The organism is Pseudomonas zhanjiangensis, assembly GCF_041027545.1.
In the GTDB taxonomy this organism is placed as follows: Bacteria; Pseudomonadota; Gammaproteobacteria; order Pseudomonadales; family Pseudomonadaceae; genus Aquipseudomonas; species Aquipseudomonas zhanjiangensis.
On sequence record NZ_JBFTEG010000006.1, the window covers coordinates 86,016 to 101,624 of the forward strand.

Below are 15,609 nucleotides of genomic sequence, written 5' to 3' on the forward strand. Positions count from 1 at the left end.
TTCTAGTTGTAACGCCTACCGCAAATCAGAAATTGCCCTGTACCCAGCGCCGCAGGCGCTCGAATACCGGAGTCTTGTTTTCATCGGCATAACCGCCGATGGCAGACATGGAGATGCCGTCTGCCTGCTTCTGCAGGCCGTACAGCAACAGGCCCACGCCCGTGGAATAGATCGGGTTGCGCACCACGTCGGCCAAGCCCTTGACGCTATGCGGCAGGCCCAGGCGCACCGGCATGTGGAAGATCTCCTCGGCCAGCTCGACGGCCCCTTCCATCTTCGCCGTGCCACCGGTGAGCACGATCCCGGCCGGGATCAGGTCTTCGTAGCCGCTGCGCCGCAGCTCGGCCTGGATCAGGGTGAACAGCTCGTCGTAGCGCGGCTCGACCACTTCGGCCAGGGACTGGCGTGACAGGTCGCGCGGCGGCCGGTCACCGACGCTGGGCACCTTGATGGTCTCGCCGGCGCCGGCCAGCTTGGCCAGGGCGCAGGCGTAGCGGATCTTGATCTCCTCGGCGTACTGGGTCGGCGTACGCAGCGCCATGGCGATGTCGTTGGTGACCTGGTCGCCGGCGATCGGGATCACCGCGGTGTGGCGGATCGCCCCCTCGGTAAAGATGCAGATGTCGGTGGTGCCGCCGCCGATGTCGACCAGGCACACGCCCAGTTCCTTCTCGTCGTCGGTCAGCACCGCATAGGCCGAGGCCAGTTGCTCGAGGATGATGTCGTCGACTTCCAGGCCGCAGCGGCGCACGCATTTCTCGACGTTCTGCGCGGCGTTCACCGCGCAGGTCACCACATGCACCTTGGCCTCCAGGCGCACGCCGGACATGCCCAAGGGCTCGCGCACGCCTTCCTGGTTATCGATCACGTAATCCTGCGGCAGGGTATGCAGCACCCGCTGGTCGGCCGGTATCGCCACCGCCTGGGCCGCATCCAGCACGCGCTCGAGGTCCGCCGAGCTGACCTCGCGATCGCGGATGGCGACGATGCCATGGCTGTTGAGGCTGCGAATGTGGTTGCCGGCCACGCCGACGAAGGCCGAGTGGATACGGCAGCCGGCCATCAGCTGCGCCTCCTCCACCGCGCGCTGGATCGACTGCACGGTGGACTCGATATTGACCACCACGCCCTTCTTCAGGCCACGCGAGGGGTGGGTGCCGATGCCGACGATTTCCAACTGGCCATCGGCCGTCACCTCGCCCACCAACGCCACCACCTTGGAGGTGCCGATGTCCAGGCCGACGATCATCTTGCCGCTCTGCACGTTTGCCATCTTGCTTGCCTTCTCCTGATTCACTGCACGGCGGCGGCTTGCGCCGCCGTAGGCGCGACCGGCTCACGCCACGCCACGGCCAGGCCGTTGGCGTAGCGCAGGTCGATCCGCGCGATATTCGCTTGTTGCGCTTTCAGCGCCTTGTCGTAGATGGCACTGAAGCGGCGCATCTTCTCCACCAGATGATCGCGGCCCAACAGCAACTCGATCCCCTCCCCCGTGGAGAGGAACCAGCTGCCGCGCGCGCGCAGCTCCAGGCGCGCCACGGAGAATCCCAGAGGCCGCAGCATCTGGCTGAGCACCTGGTACTGCTGCATGACCCGCTGCTGCGCCCGCTTGGGGCCGAACAGCTGCGGCAAATTCTCGTAGTGCGCCAGCTCCCTCGGGGCGAAAGCCTGCCCCTGGTTGTTGAGCAGGGACTCCTCGCCCCAGCGGGCGACAGGCAGTTGCTCCTCCAGGCGCACCAGCACCTGATCCGGCCAGACGCGACGCACTTCGGCACTGGCGATCCAGGGCATCTGTTCCAGTTCGTGGCGCATGCCGAGCAGATCGACACTGAAGAAGCTCGCCGTGACGAAGGGCGCGATGCGCTGCTGCACCGCCTGCTGGCTGATATAGCTGAGATCGCCCTCGACACTGATCCGGGCGATCGGCCGGTCGGCATAGGGCAGCAGGCGCTGGGCCAGCTCGTAGGCACCGAGGCCCAGCACCAGCAGCATCAGCGGCCAGGTCACTCGCTTGACCAGCCCCAGGTTCGGCTTGGGCAGGCGCACGCTGATCGGCTCCTTGGCCACCAGACGGCTGGCGCCGCGCGGCACAGGCTTGCCGCGCGCGGGCGCGCGGGCCGAGCCTGGCTGATGACGCAGAGCAGCGCCCATGGTTTAACCCCTCGCCTCGAGGCTGTCGGCCAGTATCGCCAACACCAGTTGCTGGAAATCCAGGCCGGCGGCCTGGGCCGCCATCGGCACCAGGCTGTGGTCGGTCATGCCCGGTACGGTATTGACCTCCAGCAGCCAGAACTGACCGGCAGCGTCCTGCATCACGTCGACCCGCGCCCAGCCCTGGATACCGACCGCCTCGCAGGCCTGCAGGGTGAGACACTGCAACTCCTCTTGCTTGGCGGCCTCCAGGCCACAGGGAATGCGGTACTGGGTGTCATTGGCCAGGTACTTGGCGTCGTAATCGTAGAAACTGTGCGGCGTGCCCAGGGCAATCGGCGGCAGCACCTGGCCACGCAGCACCGCGACGGTGAACTCCGGGCCATGGATCCACTGCTCGACCAGCACCTGCGAGTCGTAGCGAATAGCGTCGGTCCACGCAGCGATCAGGGCTTCGACATCGGCCACCTTGGCCATGCCGATGCTGGAGCCCTCGTGGGCCGGCTTGACGATCAGCGGGAAGCCCAGCTCGGCCGCAGCCGCGCGGCAGTCCTCGGCGCTGCTCAGCACCGCATGGCGCGGCGTCGGCAGGCCGAGGCTCTGCCAGACCTGCTTGGTGCGCAGCTTGTCCATGGCCAGGGCCGAGGCGAGGATGCCGCTGCCGGTATAGGGAATGCCGGCGCATTCGAGCAGGCCCTGCATGCTGCCGTCTTCGCCACCGCGGCCATGCAGGACGATGAAGGCGCGGTCGATCTTCTCGCCGCTCAGGCGCTGCAGCAGGTCGTCGCCGACGTCGATGCCGAAGGCGTCCACGCCGGCGGCCTGCAGTGCGTGCAACACCGCCCGCCCGGATTTCAGCGACACCTCGCGCTCGGCGCTCTTGCCGCCGAACAGCACGGCGACCCGGCCGAAGGCGCTGGGCGGCACTTGCGATTTCAGGCTCTCGGCGCTCATTTGGACTCACCTTCGGCCGCCGCGAACAGCGGGCTTTGCAACAGTTGCGGGGCCAGGCCGCCGATATCGCCGGCACCCTGACAGAGGAGGATGTCGCCGGCGCGCAGCAGCGGCTTGATCAGCGGCGCCAGCTCGATGCCGCGCTCGATGTAGATCGGGTCGAGCTGGCCACGCTGGCGGATGCTGTGGCACAGATGACGGCTGTCGGCACCGGGAATCGGCTCCTCGCCGGCCGGGTAGACCTCCATCAGCAGCAGCACGTTGGCATCGGCCAGGACCTGGACGAAGTCGTCATACAGGTCGCGGGTACGGCTGAAGCGATGGGGCTGGTAGACCATCACCAGGCGCCGTTCCGGCCAGCCGCCGCGCACCGCCTTGATCACCGCGGCGACTTCGCGCGGATGGTGGCCGTAGTCGTCGACCAGCATCACCTCGCCGCCGTCGACCGGCAGCTCGCCGTAGACCTGGAAGCGCCGGCCGACACCCTGGAAGCCCGACAGCCCTTGAACGATGGCCTCGTCGCTGATGCCTTCGTCGGTGGCGATGGCGATGGTCGCCAGGGCGTTGAGGACGTTGTGATTGCCCGGCATGTTGACCGACACCTCGAGCGGCTCGCGCTCGCGACGCAGCACGGTGAAGTGGGTCAGCATGCCCTGCTGACGCACATTGATCGCGCGCACATCGGCCTCTTCGGCAAAGCCGTAGGTCATGGTCGGACGGGCGATCTGCGGCAGGATCTCGCGCACCACCGGGTCGTCCACGCAGACCACGGCCAGACCATAGAACGGCAGGTTGTGGAGGAACTCGACGAAGGTCTTCTTCAACTTGTTGAAGTCGCCCTCGTAGGTGCTCATGTGGTCCATGTCGATGTTGGTGACCACCGCGACCATCGGCTGCAGGTGCATGAAGCTGGCATCGCTTTCGTCCGCCTCGGCGATCAGGTAACGGCTGCTGCCGAGCTGGGCGTTGGTGCCGGCGGCATTCAGGCGGCCACCGATGACGAAGGTCGGGTCCAGGCCACCGGCGGCGAACACCGACGCCAGCAGGCTGGTGGTGGTGGTCTTGCCGTGGGTACCGGCGACGGCCACACCGTGACGGTAGCGCATCAGCTCGGCGAGCATCTCGGCCCGCGGCACCACCGGGATGCGGCGCTCCAGGGCGCTGGCGACTTCCGGGTTGGCGGTGTTGATGGCGCTGGAGACCACCAGCACATCGGCACTCGCGGCGTTCTCGGCGCTATGGCCGATGAAGATCTGGGCGCCGAAGGTTTTCAGGCGCTCGGTCACCGCCGAGGCCTTGAGGTCGGACCCGGACACCTGGTAGCCGAGGTTGAGCAGCACCTCGGCGATGCCGCACATCCCGGCGCCACCGATGCCGACGAAGTGAATGCGGCGGATGCGGCGCATTTCCGGCTGCGGGAAGGCCTGCGCACGTTCAGTCATGGGCCACCTCCAGGCAAATCTCGACCACGCTGCGGGTTGCATCCGGCTTGGCCAGGCGACGCGCGGTGCGCGCCATGTCGTTCAATCGTTCAGGGTGCATCAAGACCTCGTTCAACCGCGCCGCCAATGCGGCAGCGTCGGTGCTACGTTGTGGCAGAAGGACGGCGGCGCCCTCTCTGGCGAGAAAGTCGGCATTGCGCGTCTGGTGATCGTCGATCGCGTGGGGCAGTGGCACCAGCAGCGACGGCAACCCGGCCGCCGCCAGCTCGCTGACGGTAAGGGCCCCCGCCCGGCACACCACCATGTCGGCCCAGGCGTAGGCCTGGGCCATGTCCTTGATGAAGGGCGCGACCTGCGCTTCGACGCCAGCCGCGCGATAACGTTCGCCGGTGATCTCGGCGTGCTGCTTGCCCGCCTGATGGAACACTTCCGGGCGCACCCGCTCCGGCACCTGGGCGAGTGCTTCGGGCAGCAACTTGTTGAGCGGTTCGGCGCCCAGGCTGCCGCCGAGGATCAGCAGCCTGGCCCGGCGATTGCGCAGCGCCGCCCGCGGGGTTTCCAGGAACAGCTCTTCGCGCACCGGATTACCCGTGGTGCGGCGTTTGGCGCTGGCGGCGAAGGTGTCCGGGAAGGCCTCGCAGACCCGACTGGCAAAGGGCACCAGGCTGCGGTTGGCCGTGCCGGCCACGGCATTCTGCTCGTGGATGATCAGCGGTGCACCACAGAGCCTGGCCGCCAGCCCACCGGGGCCGGTGACATAGCCGCCCATGCCCAGCACACAGACCGGCTGCAGCTCGCGCACCACCTTGCGCGCCTGCCACAGGGCCTTGAGCAGCTGCACAGGCGCCTTGAGCAGGGACAGCTTGCCCTTGCCGCGCAGGCCGCTGACCTGGATCAGGTGCAGCGGCAAGCCGGCCGCCGGCACCAGCTCGTTCTCGATGCCGCGCGGCGTGCCCAACCAGTGCACCTGATAGCCGCGCGCCTGGAACTCGCGAGCACAGGCCAGCGCCGGGAACACGTGGCCACCGGTGCCGCCTGCCATGATCAGCACATTACCGCGCATGGACCACCTCCGCGGGAGAGCCCGCCTCGGGGAAGCCCGCCTCGGGGAAGCCCGCCTCGGGAAAGTCGGACTCCTGGAAGTCGACATCCTCGCTGCCCAGCTGGGTGCGGCGCTCCCACTCGATGCGCAACAACAGCGCCAGGCTGACGCAGCAGATCACCAGGGAGCTGCCACCGTAGCTGAGGAAAGGCAGGGTCAGGCCCTTGGTCGGCAGCAGGCCGACGTTCACCCCGATATTGATCAGGAACTGGCCGATCCACAGGAATGCCAGGCCGTAGGCCACATAGGCGGCGAAGAACTGCTTGGCCTTCTCCGCCCACAGGCCGATATACAGGGCGCGCACGCTGACGAAGACGAACAGGCCGACGGTGCTCAGCGCGCCCACCACGCCCAGCTCTTCGGCGAGCACCGAGAAGACGAAGTCGGTGTGCGCTTCCGGCAGGTAGAACTGCTTCTGGATGCTGTTGCCCAAGCCGACGCCGAACCACTCGCCGCGGCCGAAGGCGATCAACGCCTGGGTCAGCTGATAGCCGGAGCCGAACTGGTCGGCCCAGGGGTCGGTGAAGGTGATCAGGCGTTGCAGGCGATACTCCTGGGTCTGCACCAGGACGAAGACCGCGCCGACCGCCAGGGCGACCATCAGGCCGAAGCGCAGCAGACCGACACCGCCGAGGAACAGCATGGCCGCGGCCGACCCCATCATCACCACGGTGGCACCGAAGTCGGGCTCCAGCAGCAGCAGCCCGGCCATCGGCAGCAGCACCACGAAGGGCTTGAAGAAGCCGGCCCAGCTCTCGCGCACCTCTTCCTGGCGGCGCACCAGGTAGCCGGCCAGGTACACCACCACGAACACCTTGGCGATCTCCGAGGGCTGCACGTTGAAGGCGCCGAAACCGATCCAGCGCATCGAGCCGTTGACCTCGCGGCCGATTCCCGGCACCAGCACCAGCACCAGCAAGCCGAAGGCGGCCAGCAGCAGCAGGCCGCCGAAGCGCTGCCAGGTGGCCAGCGGGATCAGCAGCACCACCCCGGCGGCCCCCAGGCCGATCACCAGGTAGATCAGGTGGCGCAGCATGTAATAGAGCACATTGCCGGTATTGACTGCCGCCACCTCGGTGGAGGCCGAGGAGATCATCACCAGCCCCAGACCGAGCAGCGCCAGGCAACCGGCGAGCATCGGGAAATCCAGGTCCGGGCCACGGCGGCCGAACAGCGGGGACGGGTAAGGACGCAGCCAGGCAAGCATCAGACGAGCGCCTCCACGGCTTGGGCGAACAGACGTCCGCGTTCTTCGAAGTTCTTGAACATGTCCAGGCTGGCACAGGCCGGCGACAGCAACACCGCATCGCTTGGCTGGGCCAGAGCGCTGGCGCGTTGTACCGCCTCGGCCAGGCTAGCCACGCGAACCAGCGGAACGGCGTCGCCCAGGGCGCTGGCCAGGCGCTCGGCGTCGCGGCCGAGCAGAATCACCGCACGGCAGAAACGCGCGACCGGTGCGCGCAGGGCGGAGAAATCGGCGCCCTTGCCATCGCCACCGGCGATCAGCACCAGCTTGCCGGCGATGTCCGCGCCCAGGCCGTCGATGGCCGCCAGGGCGGCGCCGACGTTGGTCGCCTTGGAATCGTCGTAGTAGGCCACGGCCTTGCGCTCGCCGACCCACTGGCAGCGATGGGCCAGCCCGCTGAAGCGCTTGAGGGTTTCCAGCATCGCCGCCATCGGCAGGCCGACCGCATGGCCCAGGGCCAGGGCGGCCAGGGCATTGGACTGATTGTGCGCGCCGCGAATGCGCAGCTCGCGCACCGGCAGCAACGCCTCGAACTGGTACGCCAGGTACTTCTCGCCCTGCTCCTCGAGCAGGCCGAAGCGCTTGAAGTCCGGCTTGCCCAAACCGAAGCTCCAGCACGGCACTTGGTCGGCGATCAGCGGCCGCGACAGGGCGTCGTCGCGGTTGACCACCACCTGGCGGGCGCCGCGGAAGATGCGGTGCTTGGCCAGGTGATAAGCCGCCAGGGAGTCATAGCGGTCCATGTGGTCTTCGCTGATGTTCAGGCAGGTGGCGACCTCGGCATTGAGCTGCTCGGTGGTCTCCAACTGGAAGCTCGACAGTTCCAGCACATAGAGCTCGACCTCGTCGCTCAGCAGATCCAGCGCCGGGGTACCCAGATTGCCGCCCACGGCCACCTTCCTGCCAGCCGCCGCGGCCATCTCGCCGACCAGGGTGGTGACGGTACTCTTGGCATTCGAACCGGTGATCGCCACGATTGGCGCCTTGGCGTGACGGGCGAACAGGTCGATGTCGCCCGACAGCTTCACCCCGCGCGCCGCCGCAGCCTGCAGGGCCGGGGTGGCGACGGCCAGGCCCGGGCTGATCAACAGCTCGCTGGCGCGACAGAGGAACTCCACGTCCAGTTCGCCGCAGCGCACCTCCACCTGCGGGAACTGCTCACGCAAGGTGGCCAGCTCCGGCGGATTGTCCCGCGTGTCGACCACGGCAAAGGGCAATCCCCGCTGCGCCAGGAAGCGCACCAGGGACATGCCGCTCTTGCCGAGGCCGACAACGATGCGGAACTGGTCGGAAGCGATCAACGACACTGTCTATTACCTCAGTTTCAGGGTGGCAAGGCCGATCAGCACCAGAATCACGGTGATGATCCAGAAACGCACGATCACCCGCGGCTCCGGCCAGCCCTTGAGTTCGAAATGGTGGTGGATCGGCGCCATGCGGAACACCCGCTTGCCGGTCAGCTTGAAGGAGGCGACCTGGATGATCACCGACAGGGTTTCCATGACGAACACCCCGCCCATGATGAACAGTACGATTTCCTGGCGCACCACCACGGCGATGGTGCCCAGCGCGGCGCCCAGTGCCAGGGCGCCGACATCGCCCATGAACACCTGGGCCGGGTAGGTGTTGAACCAGAGGAAGCCCAGGCCGGCACCGACCAGTGCGGCGCAGAACACGATCAGCTCGCCTGCTCCCGGCACGTAGGGGATGAACAGGTATTCGGCGAAGTTCACGTTGCCCGACAGGTAGCAGAAGATACCCAGGGCGCCCCCCACCATCACCGTGGGCAGGATTGCCAGGCCATCGAGGCCGTCGGTCAGGTTCACCGCGTTGCTCGAGCCGACGATGACCAGGTAGGTCAGCACCACGAAGCCTGCGCCCAGGGGGATGCTGACATCCTTGAGCAGCGGCAGGATCAGGGTGGTTTCCACCGGGCTCTGCGCGGTCACATAAAGGAACAGGGCGGCGGCCAGACCGAATACCGACTGCCAGAAATACTTCCAGCGACTCGGCAAGCCGCGGGAGTTCTTCTCGATCACCTTGCGATAGTCGTCGACCCAGCCGATGGCGCCGAACAGCAGGGTGACGGCCAGCACCACCCACACATAGCGGTTGCTCAGGTCGGCCCAAAGCAGGGTGCTGACCGCGATGGCGGAGAGAATCAGCGCACCGCCCATGGTCGGCGTGCCCTTCTTCGACAGGTGCGACTGCGGTCCATCGTTGCGCACCGACTGGCCGATCTGGCGAATCTGCAGGGTGCGGATCATCCACGGCCCCAGCCACAGCGACAGCGCCAGCGCCGTCAGCACGCCGAGGATGCCGCGCAGGGTCAGGTACTGAAAGACCGCGAAGCCCTTGTGGAACTGTTGCAGGTACTCCGCCAGCAGCAGCAGCATTTAGTGACTCTCCCCGGATGTGCCACACAGCGCCGCCACGATCTGTTCCATCGCGGCGCTGCGTGAACCTTTGATTAGAATGGTGGTGTCGCCCTGCTCGGCGCCGAGCGCTTCGATCAGGCTGGCTCGATCGGCGAAATGCCGGCCAGTATTCCCGAATGCCGCAACCGCATGGGCCATCAGCGGACCGACCGCGTAGAGCGCATCGACCTTGCCGGCGGCATAGCCACCCACTTCACGATGCGCCTGTTCGGCCCAGTCCCCCAGTTCGCCCATATCCCCGAGCACCAGCACGGTGCGCCCGGAGAAGCCGGCGAGTATATCAATGGCCGCGCAGATAGAGGCAGGGTTGGCGTTGTAGCTGTCGTCGATCACCCGCACGCCGTTGCTCGCCAGCTGCGCCACGGCGCGGCCCTTGACCGGTTGCAGGTTTTCCAGGCCCGCCTTGATCGCGACCAACGGTACTTTCAGGGCATGAGCGGCGGCGGCGGCCGCCAGTGCGTTGGCGACGTTGTGCTCGCCGAGCAGATTGAGCTGGATGCGGGCCTGCCCCGCCGCACAGTGCAGGGTGAACGCGGGACAGCCGCGCGCATCGCGGGACAGGTCAGAGGCATGGAAGTCCGCCGCGGGATTGCTCAGGGCGAAGGACAGGATCCGGTGCGCGCCCGCTCGCCGCTGCCAGGTGGCGAAGGCCTTGTCGTCGAGGTTGAGTACCGCGACCCCGCCCTCGCCCAAGCCTTCGAGGATTTCGCCCTTGGCCTGGACGATCTTCTCCGGGCCGCCGAACTCGCCGACATGGGCGGTGCCGGCGTTGGTGATGATGGCCACCTGGGGCTGGGTCAGGCCGACCGTATAGGCGATTTCACCGACATGGTTGGCGCCCAGCTCGATCACCGCGGCTACATGCTCGGGGCTCAGCTCCAGCAGGGTCAGGGGTGCGCCCAGCTCATTGTTCAGGTTGCCGCGGGTCGCCAGAACCGCATCGGCGCGCTCGGCGAAGGCGTCGCGCAGGATGCTGGCGAGCATTTCCTTGACCGTGGTCTTGCCGCTGGAGCCGGTCACGGCCGCCAGGGGTCCCTGGAAGGCCTGGCGATTGAGGGCACCGAGACGCCCGAGGGCGGCGCGGGTGTTTTCCACCACCAGCAGCGGCAGCGGCGGGTTGGCCACTTCGCGCTCGACCAGGGCCGCCACCGCGCCTTTGCCGGCGACATCGTCCAGGTAGGCGTGGCCATCGAAACGCGGGCCGGTCAGGGCGATGAACAGCTGGCCCGGCAGGATCGCCCGGCTGTCGGTGCTGACGGCCGCAAAGCGGCGATCCTCACCGACCAGCCGTCCACCCAAGGGGCCGGCCACTTCACTCAGTCTCAGCGCCTCAAGCATGAGCCACCTCCCAGGCGACCAGAGCCTTGGCGGCCTCGTCGAGGTCGGAGAACGGCAGCCGCTCGCCATTGACCTCCTGGTAGTCCTCATGGCCCTTGCCCGCCAGGACCAATACATCGCCGGCCTTCGCCTCGGCGATCAGCTGGGCAATCGCCGGGCCACGGCCATGGGCGAAGCGCACCTGCTCGGGCGCCAGGAAGCCGGCACGAATATCGTCGAAGATCTGCTCGGGCGCTTCGGTGCGCGGGTTATCGTCCGTGACCAGCACCACATCGGCCAGACGCTCTGCGACCGCGGCCATCAGTGCGCGCTTGCCACGATCGCGATCGCCGCCGCAACCGAACAGGCACAGCAGACGGCCCTGAACATGCGGCCGCAGGGCCTCGAGAACCTTCTCCAGGGCATCCGGGGTGTGCGCGTAGTCGACCACCACCAGGGGTTGCTTGCTACCGCCCAGACGCTGCATACGGCCGACCGGCCCCTGCAGCCGCGGAAGCACCTTGAGGATCTCGTCCAACGGGTAATCCATGCCCAGCAGGCTGCCGACAACCGCCAGCAGGTTGCTCAGGTTGAAGCGGCCGAGCAGCGAGCTGCGCAGGCTGCCCTCGCCGCGCGGGGTGACCAGCCTGGCGCGCACGCCCTGTTCGTCGAACTGGGCGTCACGGCAATACAGGTAGGCCTCCGGGTCTTCCAGGCTGTAGCCGATCAGGCGCGACTCGCGCTTGTCCTGCGCCAGCTTGCGCCCGGCGGCATCGTCCAGGTTGAGCACCCGGCAACGCAACCCGGGCAGACTGAACAGCATGGCCTTGGCCTCGGCATAGGCTTCCATAGTGCCGTGGTAGTCCAGATGGTCACGCGACAGATTGGTGAACACCGCGACATCGAAAGCCAGCGCCGCCACCCGGCCCTGATGCAGGCCATGGGAGGACACCTCCATGGCCACCGCACGGGCGCCGGCCATCTTCAGATCGGCCAGGGTCGCCTGTACACCGACCGGGTCCGGGGTGGTATGACGTCCCAGCGCCAGGGCGTTGTAGAAGCCGTTACCGAGGGTACCGATGATGCCGCAGCGCTCGCCAAGCAGGTCCAACGCCTGGGCCAGCAACTGGCTGACACTGGTCTTGCCGTTGGTGCCGGTGATGCCGATCAGGTGCAGGCCGCGGCTCGGCTCGCCATAGAAACGCCCGGCGATGGCCGACAGCTGCCGCGCCAGGCCCTTGATCGGCACCAGCTCGGCCCCCTCGACGCCAAACTCCGGCGCGCCCTCGGCCTCGAAGGCCACAGCCGCCGCGCCACGCGCGACGGCATCGGCGATATGCAGCCGGCCATCGAGCTGGATGCCCGGCACGGCAAGAAACAGATCGCCCGGACGCACCTTGCGGCTGTCCAGGGTCAACTCACGCACCAGCACCGAACTGGCAGCCTGAGGCAATAATTGATTGAGCGGCATGGGCATCAGATACGCCCTCCCTTACCTGTGTTCAATGCCAGCGACTGTTCTTCGACAGGCGGCAGGTTGTCGGGAACCACGTTGAGAAGGCGCAGTGCACCGGCCATCACTTTGCCGAACACCGGGGCCGACACCAGGCCGCCGTAATACCCCCCCTTGCTGGGCTCGTCGATCACGATGGCCACGGCGATGCGCGGATCCTTCATCGGACCGAAACCGGCGAACAGGGAGCGGTAGGCATTCTCCGTGTAGCCCTTGGCGCCCACGGTGGCCTTGCGTGCGGTGCCACTCTTGCCGGCGACGTGGTAACCGGGTACCTGGGCGCGAAACACCCCGCCCGGCGCCTCGATCACCTGCTGCAACATGCCTTGCAGGGTCTCGGCGATCGCCTGCGGGATCACCTGCACGCCCTCGGACTGCTGATCGACCCGGGTCAAGGACAGCGGCACGTTGCGCCCGTCATTGGCCAGCGAGGAATAGGCGTGGGCCAGCTGCACAGCGGTCACCGACAGGCCGTAGCCGTAGGACAGGGTGGCGGTCTCCGCCTTGCGCCAATTGCGGTAGTTAGGCAGGTTGCCGACCCGCTCGCCGGGGAAACCCAGGCCGGTATCCTGCCCCAGGCCCACCTGCTGCATCACCGAATAGATGGACTCGCCGCCGATATCGAAGGCGATCTTGCTCATGCCGACGTTGCTCGACTTGATCAGGATGCCGGTCAGGTCGAGTGGCCCGCTGGCGCGTGAAACGTCCTTGATGGTGTACTTGCCGATCCGCAACGAGCCCGGATAGACATCCACCGTATCGCTCGGTTTCCAGCGCCCGCTGGCCAGAGCCGCGCTCATCGAGAAGGGCTTCATCGTCGAGCCCGGCTCGAACACGTCGATCATCGCCCGGTTGCGCATGGCCGCCGGCTGCAGACTGCGACGGTTGTTCGGGTTGTAAGTCGGTTGGTTGACCATCGCCAGCACTTCGCCGGTCTTCACGTCGAGCATCACCAGGCTGCCGGCCTTGGCGCCGAACTCGACCAGGGCGTTGCGCAGCTCGCGATGGGCCAGGTACTGCAGGCGCAGATCGATGGACAGCGCCAGCGCCCTGCCGGCCTTGGCATTCTGGGTCACCTGGACGTCCTTGATCAGCCGCCCGCGACGATCCTTGAGCACCTGGCGCTTGCCCGGCACACCAGCCAGCCACTCGTCGAACGCCAGCTCCATACCCTCGCGGCCGCGGTCGTCGATGTCGGTGAAGCCGACCACGTGCGCCACCACCTCGCCGGCCGGATAGAAACGGCGGAACTCCTCGAGGTCATAGACGCCGGGTATCTTCAGGTCCAGAACGCGCTGCCCTTGCTCCGGCATCAACCCGCGCACCAGGTACATGAACTCGCGCTCGGCATTGGCCTGCAGGCGCTCGGCAAAGGCCTTCGGCTCCTGACCCAGGGCCTTGGCCAGATCCGCCCAGCGCGCCTTGGCGCCCTGCAGCTCCTTGCCATTGGCCCACAGGGTCATTACCGGCGTGCTGACGGCCAGCGGCTCACCATTGCGGTCGGTGATCAGGCCGCGGTGCGCCGGAATCGGAATGTGCCGCACGCTGCGCGCATCACCATGGGCCTGGAGGAAATCCCGGTCGATGACCTGCAAGTCGACGATGCGCCAGCCGATGGCTCCGACCATCAGCGCCAGAAGCACCAGCACCAGGCGGAACCGCCAGGGATAGAGTGCCCCCTCGAGCTTGATCATGGCGCCACCATGCGCACTTCGATCGCATCGGGAATGCGCATGCCCAGGCGCTCGCTGGCCAAGGCCTCGATGCGGTTATGCGCGGTCCAGGTACTCTGCTCGAGGATCAAGCGCCCCCACTCCGCCTGCGCCTTGTCGCGCACGCTCAGCTCGGCATACAGATCATTGAGCAGCTGACGGCTCCAGTGGGCGCTGTAGGAAACCGCCAACGCGGAGCCGAGCACGACCACGAACAGCACCAGCATCAGCAGGCTGCCAGCGGGCAACGGCCTGGCGAAGACGGCGCTCATCGGACCTTCTCCGCAACCCGCATGACCGCGCTGCGCGAACGCGGATTGACCTTCAGCTCGGCCGGCGAGGCGTACTGCGGCTTGCCGATCAGCTTCAGACGCGGTTCGAATGCCTTGGGGATGATCGGCAGGTCGCGCGGCAGCTTGTCGGCCTCGCCCTTGGCATGCTTGCGCATGAACTGCTTGACGATGCGATCCTCGAGCGAGTGGAAGCTGATGACCACCAGCCGCCCTCCCACCTCAAGGGTCTCCAGCGCCGCATCCAGGCCTTGTTCCAGATCGCCCAGTTCGTTGTTGATATAGATGCGCAGACCCTGAAATGCCCGAGTCGCCGGATTCTTGCCCTTCTCCCAGGCAGGATTGGCTACCGTCAGCACCTGGGCCAGGTCGGCGGTGCGCTCGAACGGCTGCTCGGCACGACGCTGCACCACGGCACGAGCCATGCGCTTGGCAAATCGCTCCTCGCCATACTCCTTGAACACCCGGGCGATCTCATCTTCGCTGGCACTGGCGATCCACTGCGCCGCGCTGACACCGCGCGTCGGGTCCATGCGCATGTCCAGCGGGCCATCGTTGAGGAAGCTGAAACCGCGCTCGGCATCGTCCAGCTGCGGCGAGGAAACCCCAAGGTCCAAGAGGATACCGCTGACCTTGCCGGCCAGGCCGCGGACAGCCGCCTCCTCGCCAAGTTCCGCAAAACTGCGCTGCACAACGACAAAGCGGCCGTCTTCGGCCGCCAGCGCATTCCCCGTCGCAATCGCCAGGGGATCTTTGTCGAACCCCAGCACCCGACCATCCGGCCCGAGCTTTTCGAGGATCAGCCGACTGTGCCCCCCGCGCCCAAAGGTGCCATCCAGGTAGCAACCATCGGAGCGCACGGCCAACCCCTCGACAGCCTCGTCGAGCAGTACGGTGATATGGCGGAACTCGCTAGTCGTAGTCACAGGATCAGGTCACGTAGTTCGTCGGACAAGGCACCCGGCTGCTTGATGGCTGCCAGATCGGCATCGGCCACGGCATTCCAGGCATCCTCATCCCACAGTTGAAATTTATTGAGCTGGCCGACCAACATCGCGCGCTTGTCCAGCTTGGCGTACTCGCGCAGGCGCGGCGGCACTAGGAAGCGACCGCTGGCATCCAGTTCCAAGTCGACGGCATTGCCGATCAGCAAACGTTGCAGGCGGCGGTTCTCCTCGCGAAAGGAGGCCAGCTCACGCAGCTTGTTCTCGATTATCTCCCACTCGGCCAGCGGGTAGACACAAAGACAGGGGTCAATGGCATCAATGGTCACGATGAGCTGGCCAGCACAACGCGAAACGAGCTCATCGCGATACCGACTTGGCATCGCGAGTCGCCCCTTGGCGTCGAGACTGATGGCGTTAGCTCCGCGAAACACGGCCGCGCTCCCCTTTTATTTAGCTGTCCATGCCCAAAAAAACCCACTTCGTGCCACTTCTTACCA

Annotated in this window: 14 protein-coding genes; all 14 read right to left on the reverse strand. The window is 66.7% G+C overall.

The annotated features are described in order from the left end of the window. Positions 1 to 25: 25 nt before the first annotated feature. Genes ftsA through mraZ form a run of 14 tightly spaced genes read right to left on the reverse strand, consistent with a single transcriptional unit; the run spans position 26 to position 15,543 of the window. Positions 26 to 1,273, reverse strand: a complete 1,248-nt coding sequence (gene ftsA / locus AB5S05_RS09720) for a cell division protein FtsA (RefSeq protein ID WP_369287309.1) — start codon at positions 1,271 to 1,273, stop codon at positions 26 to 28. A 20-nt stretch (positions 1,274 to 1,293) separates the two neighbouring features. Then, entirely contained in the window at positions 1,294 to 2,151 is an 858-nt protein-coding gene (locus tag AB5S05_RS09725) for a cell division protein FtsQ/DivIB (RefSeq protein ID WP_369287310.1), read from the reverse strand. A gap of 3 nt (positions 2,152 to 2,154) precedes the next feature. Beyond that, positions 2,155 to 3,105, reverse strand: coding sequence for a D-alanine--D-alanine ligase (locus AB5S05_RS09730; RefSeq protein ID WP_369287311.1), 951 nt, complete (start codon positions 3,103 to 3,105; stop codon positions 2,155 to 2,157). Continuing rightward, positions 3,102 to 4,547 (reverse strand): UDP-N-acetylmuramate--L-alanine ligase, encoded by a 1,446-nt coding sequence (gene murC / locus AB5S05_RS09735; RefSeq protein ID WP_369287312.1) that lies wholly within the window; start codon positions 4,545 to 4,547, stop codon positions 3,102 to 3,104. Before murC ends, AB5S05_RS09730 begins: the two co-directional genes overlap by 4 nt. Continuing rightward, the gene (murG, locus tag AB5S05_RS09740; RefSeq protein WP_369287313.1) at positions 4,540 to 5,610 is read right to left on the reverse strand and encodes an undecaprenyldiphospho-muramoylpentapeptide beta-N-acetylglucosaminyltransferase; all 1,071 of its coding nucleotides are present in this window, start codon (positions 5,608 to 5,610) and stop codon (positions 4,540 to 4,542) included. Before murG ends, murC begins: the two co-directional genes overlap by 8 nt. After that, a complete protein-coding gene (ftsW, locus tag AB5S05_RS09745) occupies positions 5,600 to 6,856 on the reverse strand; it encodes a putative lipid II flippase FtsW (RefSeq protein ID WP_369287314.1) in 1,257 nt (418 codons plus the stop codon). The genes murG and ftsW overlap by 11 nt, the downstream gene beginning before the upstream one ends. Continuing rightward, positions 6,856 to 8,202, reverse strand: coding sequence for a UDP-N-acetylmuramoyl-L-alanine--D-glutamate ligase (gene murD / locus AB5S05_RS09750; RefSeq protein ID WP_369287315.1), 1,347 nt, complete (start codon positions 8,200 to 8,202; stop codon positions 6,856 to 6,858). Before murD ends, ftsW begins: the two co-directional genes overlap by 1 nt. Before the next feature lie 6 nt (positions 8,203 to 8,208). Then, positions 8,209 to 9,291 (reverse strand): phospho-N-acetylmuramoyl-pentapeptide-transferase, encoded by a 1,083-nt coding sequence (gene mraY, locus AB5S05_RS09755; protein ID WP_369287316.1) that lies wholly within the window; start codon positions 9,289 to 9,291, stop codon positions 8,209 to 8,211. Further along, positions 9,292 to 10,671 (reverse strand): UDP-N-acetylmuramoyl-tripeptide--D-alanyl-D-alanine ligase, encoded by a 1,380-nt coding sequence (locus AB5S05_RS09760; protein ID WP_369287317.1) that lies wholly within the window; start codon positions 10,669 to 10,671, stop codon positions 9,292 to 9,294. Further along, the gene (locus tag AB5S05_RS09765) at positions 10,664 to 12,127 is read right to left on the reverse strand and encodes a UDP-N-acetylmuramoyl-L-alanyl-D-glutamate--2,6-diaminopimelate ligase (RefSeq protein ID WP_369287318.1); all 1,464 of its coding nucleotides are present in this window, start codon (positions 12,125 to 12,127) and stop codon (positions 10,664 to 10,666) included. Before AB5S05_RS09765 ends, AB5S05_RS09760 begins: the two co-directional genes overlap by 8 nt. After that, a complete protein-coding gene (locus AB5S05_RS09770) occupies positions 12,127 to 13,857 on the reverse strand; it encodes a peptidoglycan D,D-transpeptidase FtsI family protein (RefSeq protein WP_438943562.1) in 1,731 nt (576 codons plus the stop codon). The genes AB5S05_RS09765 and AB5S05_RS09770 overlap by 1 nt, the downstream gene beginning before the upstream one ends. Then, positions 13,854 to 14,147, reverse strand: coding sequence for a cell division protein FtsL (gene ftsL, locus AB5S05_RS09775; protein WP_369287319.1), 294 nt, complete (start codon positions 14,145 to 14,147; stop codon positions 13,854 to 13,856). The genes AB5S05_RS09770 and ftsL overlap by 4 nt, the downstream gene beginning before the upstream one ends. After that, entirely contained in the window at positions 14,144 to 15,091 is a 948-nt protein-coding gene (gene rsmH / locus AB5S05_RS09780; RefSeq protein ID WP_369287320.1) for a 16S rRNA (cytosine(1402)-N(4))-methyltransferase RsmH, read from the reverse strand. The genes ftsL and rsmH overlap by 4 nt, the downstream gene beginning before the upstream one ends. Next, complete coding sequence (gene mraZ, locus AB5S05_RS09785) at positions 15,088 to 15,543, reverse strand: division/cell wall cluster transcriptional repressor MraZ (protein ID WP_369287321.1); 456 nt, start codon at positions 15,541 to 15,543, stop codon at positions 15,088 to 15,090. Before mraZ ends, rsmH begins: the two co-directional genes overlap by 4 nt. Positions 15,544 to 15,609 lie beyond the last annotated feature (66 nt).

Coding starts and splice junctions, on each gene's coding strand:
- mraY (WP_369287316.1), bottom strand. CDS start 9,291: ATGCTGCTGCTGCTGGCGGAGTACCTGCAACAGTTCCACAAGGGCTTC.
- ftsW (WP_369287314.1), bottom strand. CDS start 6,856: ATGCTTGCCTGGCTGCGTCCTTACCCGTCCCCGCTGTTCGGCCGCCGT.
- AB5S05_RS09765 (WP_369287318.1), bottom strand. CDS start 12,127: ATGCCCATGCCGCTCAATCAATTATTGCCTCAGGCTGCCAGTTCGGTG.
- AB5S05_RS09725 (WP_369287310.1), bottom strand. CDS start 2,151: ATGGGCGCTGCTCTGCGTCATCAGCCAGGCTCGGCCCGCGCGCCCGCG.
- ftsA (WP_369287309.1), bottom strand. CDS start 1,273: ATGGCAAACGTGCAGAGCGGCAAGATGATCGTCGGCCTGGACATCGGC.
- murG (WP_369287313.1), bottom strand. CDS start 5,610: ATGCGCGGTAATGTGCTGATCATGGCAGGCGGCACCGGTGGCCACGTG.
- ftsL (WP_369287319.1), bottom strand. CDS start 14,147: ATGAGCGCCGTCTTCGCCAGGCCGTTGCCCGCTGGCAGCCTGCTGATG.
- AB5S05_RS09730 (WP_369287311.1), bottom strand. CDS start 3,105: ATGAGCGCCGAGAGCCTGAAATCGCAAGTGCCGCCCAGCGCCTTCGGC.
- AB5S05_RS09770 (WP_438943562.1), bottom strand. CDS start 13,857: ATGATCAAGCTCGAGGGGGCACTCTATCCCTGGCGGTTCCGCCTGGTG.
- murC (WP_369287312.1), bottom strand. CDS start 4,547: ATGACTGAACGTGCGCAGGCCTTCCCGCAGCCGGAAATGCGCCGCATC.
- AB5S05_RS09760 (WP_369287317.1), bottom strand. CDS start 10,671: ATGCTTGAGGCGCTGAGACTGAGTGAAGTGGCCGGCCCCTTGGGTGGA.